Raw genomic sequence first — 6730 nt, forward strand, 5'->3', positions numbered from 1 at the left:
TCACCATCCAGCAGGAGCACAGCATGGCAACTGTTACATTGAAAGGTAACCCGTTTAAAACCAGTGGTGAACTGCCCGCGAAAGGCAGTGCGGCGCCTGACTTCACTCTGGTCAAGACTGACCTGTCAGAAGTCAATCTGAGTGACTTTAAAGGCAAGCGAGTGGTGCTCAACATCTTCCCCAGCGTCGATACACCCACCTGCGCGCAATCGGTCCGCTCGTTCAACGAGAAGGCCAGCGCCCTGGACAACACCGTGGTTCTCTGTGTCTCTGAAGATCTGCCCTTTGCCATGGCACGCTTTTGCGGCGCCGAGGGACTGGACCAGGTGATTCCCGCCTCGGCTTTCCGCTCCAACTTTGCCGAGAGCTATGGCGTTCGCATGGTCGAGGGCCCGCTGACCGGACTGGATGCCCGCGCGGTGGTCGTAGTCGATCAGGACGGTAAGGTCAGCTACACCCAATTGGTCAGCGAAGTGGCGGACGAGCCGGATTACGACGCCGCCATTCAGGCTCTTGGCTGATCGGCGCGCTCCGGGGTCCACGCAACACGCTACGGCCCCGCCCCAACAAAAAAGCCAGCACTCGGTGAGTGCTGGCTTTTTTGTACGTTGCCTTTAACCGTGTTTCAGGCCACCTGACGCCCGCCCGGTGCGGCATCCTCGGGCGTCAACCACTCCCGCACTCGCTGCGCGCCCTGCATCAGGCCGCGACTGTTACTCGCCGATGCCGGGTATTGACTCACCCCCCACCCCCATCGACCGATCGAGGCGTTACTCAGGAACGCAGTGTTGAGGGTCACCAGCTTCCGCTTGACCTCTTCCCCCGACAAAGGCTGATGCAAAACCATAAAGCTGTCGCTACTGTAGCGCACCACCTGCTCGGCGCGACTGAAACTGCGTTTGAGCTGCTGAGCCACTTCCAGCACCTGCGCGTCATCCGGATTCTGCAGCTCAACATAAAACAGCAGGAAAGGTTCGGGCTGGGCGCCCCGCGCGGTGACGGTCAGCCGCTCCAGAAGCTGACGCTCCAGGTGACTGCGATTGGGAAGCCCCGTGGCGGCATCGTAGAAGGCCGCCTGCCGGGCCTGATCCTGAGCCCGTTCCTGCGCTTGCCGCGCCCGGTCCCGCGCCCGAAGATCACTGTAAGCAACATAGATCGCCAACAGCAGCAAGCCACTCACGACGATCGCCGTGGGCACCCCCATCCAGTTCCCCTGCAAGTGGTTACCCTGGTCCATGGCGCCGTCCATCGGGTAGATGGCCGCGACCATCCCCGAGTAATGCATGCCACAAATGGCCGCACCCATCACCAGGGCCGCCAGGGCTTTGACCCACACCGCATACTGGACCGGCACGTCGCGGATTTTGCGACAGATCATCAGCGCTGCCCCGGATGCTCCCACCGCAATCGCGGCGGAGATCGATACCCAGACGGGATCGTATTGAATCGCCGGCTGCATCTGCATGGCATACATGCCCAGATAGTGCATGGAAAAGATACCCGCCCCCATAATCAGTGACGCGGCCGCGATGGCCGCCGCGCTGACCCGGGGCAAGGTGATCACGTGCAGTGCCAGCCCCGACGCCACCAGCGCCGGAAGCCAGGACAAGACCGTCAACCCGGCGTTGAACGACATGGTCATTTCCATGGGCATCTCAAAGGCACTCATGCCTACAAAGTGCATGGACCATATCCCCGTGCCCAGACAGAGTGCGCCAGCGACCAACCAGTTACGCCGCTGAGCCCCGTCGAAATGAAATACCCGGGTACCGAAATAGATGGCCGTGTAGGACGCGATCACCGCCACGCAGTAGGACGCGATTACCAGAATCGCATTGTAGGAGCCTGTCATAGGGAAAGTCCGCTGTTGGTGCCTCAGTCATTATTGACGTTCCGTGTTGTTACGCGCCACAGCAGGACTTGGATCAGGACGACACCCGACGCACCCCGGTCAAATGCTTGAGACAGTGCTCGCGAGCCAAGCGGAGGAAATCCTGCATGAACGGCGCATCCAACTGAGCTTCGCGCACTGCGGCATACAGAATGGGCCAGACACCTCGGGGGCCGGCGGAGCGGACCGTGATCAGTGCCTGATCGACATATTCAGCCAGAACCCAGTTCGGCAGTGCCGAAACACCCCGTCCACTGGCTACCAACTGCACCATCATCAATGTCAGCTCGGCGGTACGCACCGACGCGGGCTCAACCCCGGCGGGCTCCAGGAACTGTTTGAACACGTCCAGACGGCTGCGCTCAACCGGGTAGGTGATCAGCGTCTGCTCCAGCAGGTCCTCGGGTTCGATCCAGGGACGCTCCGCCAGCGGGTGCTCCCGCCCCAGGGCGAACTGCATTTCGTAGGCGAACAGCGGGACATACTCCACCCCACGAATCAGTTGCGGATCCGCGGTCACCACCAGGTCAATATCCCCCTGAACCAGGGCCGGCAGCGGCTCAAACGTAAAGCCACCGGAGAAATCCAGCTCCACGGCCGGCCAATGATTCCGGTACCGCTCAATGGTGGGCATCAACCAGTTGAAACAACTGTGACACTCAATGGCCATATTGAGCCGACCGGCCTCGCCGTGCAGCAGNTTGTGCACCTCCCGTTCGGCGTCCTCCAGCCGGCCCAGCACATCGTCCGCCAGCGCCAGCAAGCGCTTACCCGCCGGGGTAAAGCGCACCGGCCGACTCTTGCGCACGAACAGCTCACCGCCAAGACGGCTCTCCAGGTCCTTCAACTGGTGCGACAGCGCGGACTGGGTCAGGTGGACCCGTTCGGCCGCATCCACCAGGGAGCCGGTTTCTCGCAGAGCCACCAGGGTTTTCAGATGACGTATTTCCAACATCGATTGGGTTTCACTCCTCAACAATCGGCCCGGAGAACACCGCCAGCGGACCAANATTAATAAAATTCATAGTAAATCTGAAAATACTCCGTTTGATTCATAGTAGCACTTTACCGAGAATGCGCCCACTACATCGAGACTGACTCGNAACCCCTTTTTGTCGACCATCACTTTATCCCGAGGACCTTATGCACCCGATACTCACCCACAATCTGGGCTTCCCCCGCATCGGCGCCGACCGAGAACTCAAACGGGCTTTGGAGGCCTACTGGCGCGGCGACCTCTCCAAGGAGGCTCTGGAAGACACTGGGCGGACACTGCGCCGCCGACACTGGCAGCAACAGGCGGATGCCGGCCTGAGCTGGATTCCCACCGGTGACTTTGCCTGGTACGACCAGGTCCTGACCCTGTCCGCCACTCTCGGTAATGTTCCCGTGCGCCACCGGGCCGAAGCCCGGAACACCGGCGCTGAACCGGGCTCCCACTCCGAATGTGGCTGCAGCGAGCCGATTGACGCCCCGGAGGCGCCCGAGGGGCCCTGCCGACAGGTGGATCTGGACACGCTGTTTCGGATGGCGCGGGGGCGAGCACCGACCGGCGCGGCCAGTAGCGCCTGTGAAATGACCAAGTGGTTCGACACCAACTATCACTACCTGGTACCGGAATTTCACCCCGACCAGACCTTTGAGTTGAGCTATCGGCAGATCATCGATGAGACCCGGGAGGCCATCGCCCTCGGGCACCAGGTCAAGCCGGTGATTCTCGGTCCGCTCAGCTATCTGTGGCTGGGCAAAGAAAAAGCGGACAATTTTGATCGGCTGAGCCTGCTTGAGGCGCTGCTGCCGGCCTATCAGCAATTGCTGGATGCTCTGGCCGATGCCGGCGCCAAGTGGGTGCAGATTGATGAGCCGATTCTGGTGCTGGACTTGCCCGCTGCCTGGCAACAGGCCTTCGAGCCGACTTACCATCGCCTGCAGAACCGAGCGGTCAAACTGCTACTGGCCACCTATTTCGGCGCCCTCGGCGAGAANCTGTCCACTGCGGTGCAGTTGCCGGTCGCCGGCCTTCACATCGACGCGGTGCGCGCACCGGAGCAGCTATTGAACGTCGTCGACCGCCTGCCGGTACACAAGGTGCTGTCGGTGGGGATAATCGACGGGCGAAATATCTGGCGTACCGACCTGAGAGCGGCACGGGAAACGCTCGCCGAACTCGCCGAACGGCTGGGAGAGCGACTCTGGCTGGCCCCTTCCTGCTCACTGCTGCACGTGCCGGTNGACCTGAAACGGGAACAGGCCCTGGAGCCAGAGCTGAAAAGCTGGCTGGCCTTCGCGCTGCAGAAGGTCGACGAAGTGGTGNCTCTNGNACAGTTACTGGCNNCNGAGCCGGCTCCATCCGCACTGGCTGCACTTGAGGCCAGCGATCAGTCGGTGCGCTCCCGGCGTGAATCCCGCCGCGTCCACAACCCGNCGGTGCAGGAGCGCCTGAGCGCCATTTCTCCCACCGACAGTCAGCGCCAGAGCCGGTTTGCGCAGCGGTCGGCCAAACAACAGGCACTCCTGCAATTGCCGGAATTTCCGACCACGACCATTGGCTCTTTTCCCCAGACCGATGATATCCGTCAGGCACGCCGAGCCTACAAGCAGGGACAACTGTCCGAAGTGGAGTATCGCAATCGNATGCGCCAGGCCATNGCCGATGCCATTGTTCGCCAGGAGCAATTGGGGCTGGANGTACTGGTGCANGGCGAAGCCGAGCGCAATGACATGGTGGAATATTTCGGNGANCAGCTCGACGGCTACGCTTTCACCCAGTTTGGNTGGGTCCAGAGTTATGGCTCCCGCTGNGTGAAGCCGCCCATCATTTACGGTGATGTGGCCCGNCCCNNGGCCATGACCACCCAGTGGGCCCGCTACGCCCAGTCCCTGAGCCGCANACCGGTCAAGGGGATGCTGACCGGCCCGATNACCATGCTGTTCTGGTCCTTTGTGCGCAACGANCANCCCCGCTCNGTGACNGCACGACAGATCGCCCTGGCACTCAGGGACGAAGTCAANGANCTGGAGACCTCCGGCATTCAGATCATCCAGATTGACGAGCCTGCCCTGCGCGAAGGTCTGCCGTTGAAGCGNAAAGANTGGGGGGAGTACCTTGACTGGGCGGTAGAGGCGTTTCGTCTGAGCGCCAGTGGCGTGAACGANGAAACCCAGATTCANACCCATATGTGTTATTCAGAGTTCAACGACATNATCGATGCCATTGCGGCANTGGACGCGGATGTGATCACCATTGAGACGTCACGCTCCCAGGGTGAGCTGCTCGATGCCTTCGAGCAGTTNTCCTACCCGAATGACATTGGCCCGGGCGTATACGACATTCATTCNCCCAATGTGCCCCNGGTCGANGCCATGGTGACCCTGATGGAGCAGGCGGCTCAACGGCTACCGAAGGANCGTCTCTGGGTCAATCCGGANTGCGGNCTGAAAACCCGGGGNTGGGNGGAAACCGAAGCCGCCCTGGCCAACATGGTCAGCGCCGCNCGACGCCTGCGCGANCGTTCNAGCGACGNTGCCTGAGTCGGGCCCTCAGGCCTGGCGGCGCCGGGGAGCACGGGCCTGCCCGCTGCCCTCGTGCCGCCGCCCTTCCAGCAGCGACTGAAGNGCCGACCGGGAGCCATTGCTGGCCACCGGTTCGGCGCGCAGGGCCATGGGGGAGCGCCCGACCCACTCGGCACGCCAACGCCAGAACTCCGGATGTTCCGGGTCCCCGCGCAACTCGATGATGCTCAACCGGTCGGGAACCAGCGGGAGCTGCTCCATCAACTGCATCAGAAACGGTTCGGCATTCTTGCCAAAAAAACTGGAGGCCTGTTGGCGGGGCGCACTGACAAACAGGGTATCGCGGTGTTCCCCGGGCAGAAACTTCACACCCAGTACAACAGGTTGCCCGAGACGGTTGGTCAGGGACAGGGGTTCAACAGCGGGATGGGGCATAACGGCTCACGTCCAGGAGGCATCCGCCTCGGCTATCCACAAAGCGGCGCAGTGTACGGATCCACAGGGGAACTACAAGTGATAATTGCGTGACATTTGATCTGGCCCCAAGAGTAACCGGTTGCAATCACCCCTGCCCCATGGCGGTCATAAAGAGGGCGTGATGTCCGGCTCCGCAACAGGGCGCCCCCGAATCACACTGTTGTGCCCATGGGTTTTGGCGTAATAGAGCGCCTGATCGGCCGAGGCAATCAGTTGCGATACGCCGGCTCCGGGCTCGCTGGCCACGCCGGCGCTCAGAGTGAGCACACCGAGCGGACTCGGGGCGTGTTCGATGCGCAGCTTCTGCACCGCGTCGCACACCCGGCTGGCGCCGAGCCAGGCTCCTTCCAAGTCGGTATCCAGCATTAACAACAGCAGCTCCTCGCCACCGTACCGGTAGAGGGTATCGCCCTGACGCAGATGGCCGGTAATGGTTTCGCAGACCCGCTGTAAGGCCCGATCCCCCGCCTGATGGCCGTAATAATCGTTGTATTTCTTGAACCAGTCCAGATCCAGCAATGCCAGGGCAAAACGGCGCTTGGGATGCGTTGCCAGGACCTTGAGGTCGCGCTCCATCGCGCGACGATTGCCGATATTGAGCAGGGAATCCCGCAGGGATTCCGCCCTCAGGACACGGTTGACACTGACCAGCTCTGACTGTCGCTCCAGGATATGAATGTAGGCCTGCGCCATATCCGTATGAGTGATCATGCCCACCAACAAGCCCTGCTCATCCACCACCGGCATCTGGCGTTGACAATACTCCTGCGCGCGCTTGAGCGCATCCAGTAGCGAGGCTCCGGCCGGCACACACACCGGGTTGACGGTCATCACATCAGCGGCCCGCCC

Annotated in this window: 5 protein-coding genes; 2 read left to right on the plus strand and 3 right to left on the minus strand. The window is 61.6% G+C overall.

Translation table 11 applies throughout. From position 1 onward, the window contains the following. Positions 1–23 precede the first annotated feature (23 nt). Positions 24–521 (plus strand): thiol peroxidase, encoded by a 498-nt coding sequence (gene tpx, locus CMG77_RS02030; RefSeq protein ID WP_123636938.1) that lies wholly within the window; start codon positions 24–26, stop codon positions 519–521. A gap of 104 nt (positions 522–625) precedes the next feature. Here tpx and CMG77_RS02035 read toward each other — a convergent pair whose 3' ends face one another. Both CMG77_RS02035 and CMG77_RS02040 read right to left on the minus strand, forming a co-directional pair. Beyond that, complete coding sequence (locus CMG77_RS02035) at positions 626–1852, minus strand: MHYT domain-containing protein (RefSeq protein ID WP_123636937.1); 1227 nt, start codon at positions 1850–1852, stop codon at positions 626–628. A gap of 73 nt (positions 1853–1925) precedes the next feature. Further along, positions 1926–2846: a LysR family transcriptional regulator gene (locus CMG77_RS02040; protein ID WP_286903523.1), complete on the minus strand. Its 921-nt coding sequence runs from the start codon at positions 2844–2846 to the stop codon at positions 1926–1928. A gap of 188 nt (positions 2847–3034) precedes the next feature. Here CMG77_RS02040 and metE point away from each other — a divergent pair, with 188 nt between their 5' ends. Beyond that, entirely contained in the window at positions 3035–5422 is a 2388-nt protein-coding gene (gene metE / locus CMG77_RS02045; protein WP_286903524.1) for a 5-methyltetrahydropteroyltriglutamate--homocysteine S-methyltransferase, read from the plus strand. A 564-nt stretch (positions 5423–5986) separates the two neighbouring features. On the opposite strand, the gene CMG77_RS02050 is transcribed toward metE, so the two are convergent. Further along, on the minus strand, positions 5987–6730 hold a 744-nt coding region (locus CMG77_RS02050), incomplete at its 5' end, for a diguanylate cyclase (protein ID WP_286903525.1).

Source organism: Marinimicrobium sp., assembly GCF_002695945.1.
GTDB classification, from domain to species: domain Bacteria; phylum Pseudomonadota; class Gammaproteobacteria; order Pseudomonadales; family Cellvibrionaceae; genus Marinimicrobium; species Marinimicrobium koreense.

Bases quoted from the DNA above. Each gene is read 5' to 3' on its own strand.
- tpx (WP_123636938.1), top strand. From the start codon at position 24: ATGGCAACTGTTACATTGAAAGGTAACCCGTTTAAAACCAGTGGTGAA.
- CMG77_RS02035 (WP_123636937.1), bottom strand. From the start codon at position 1,852: ATGACAGGCTCCTACAATGCGATTCTGGTAATCGCGTCCTACTGCGTG.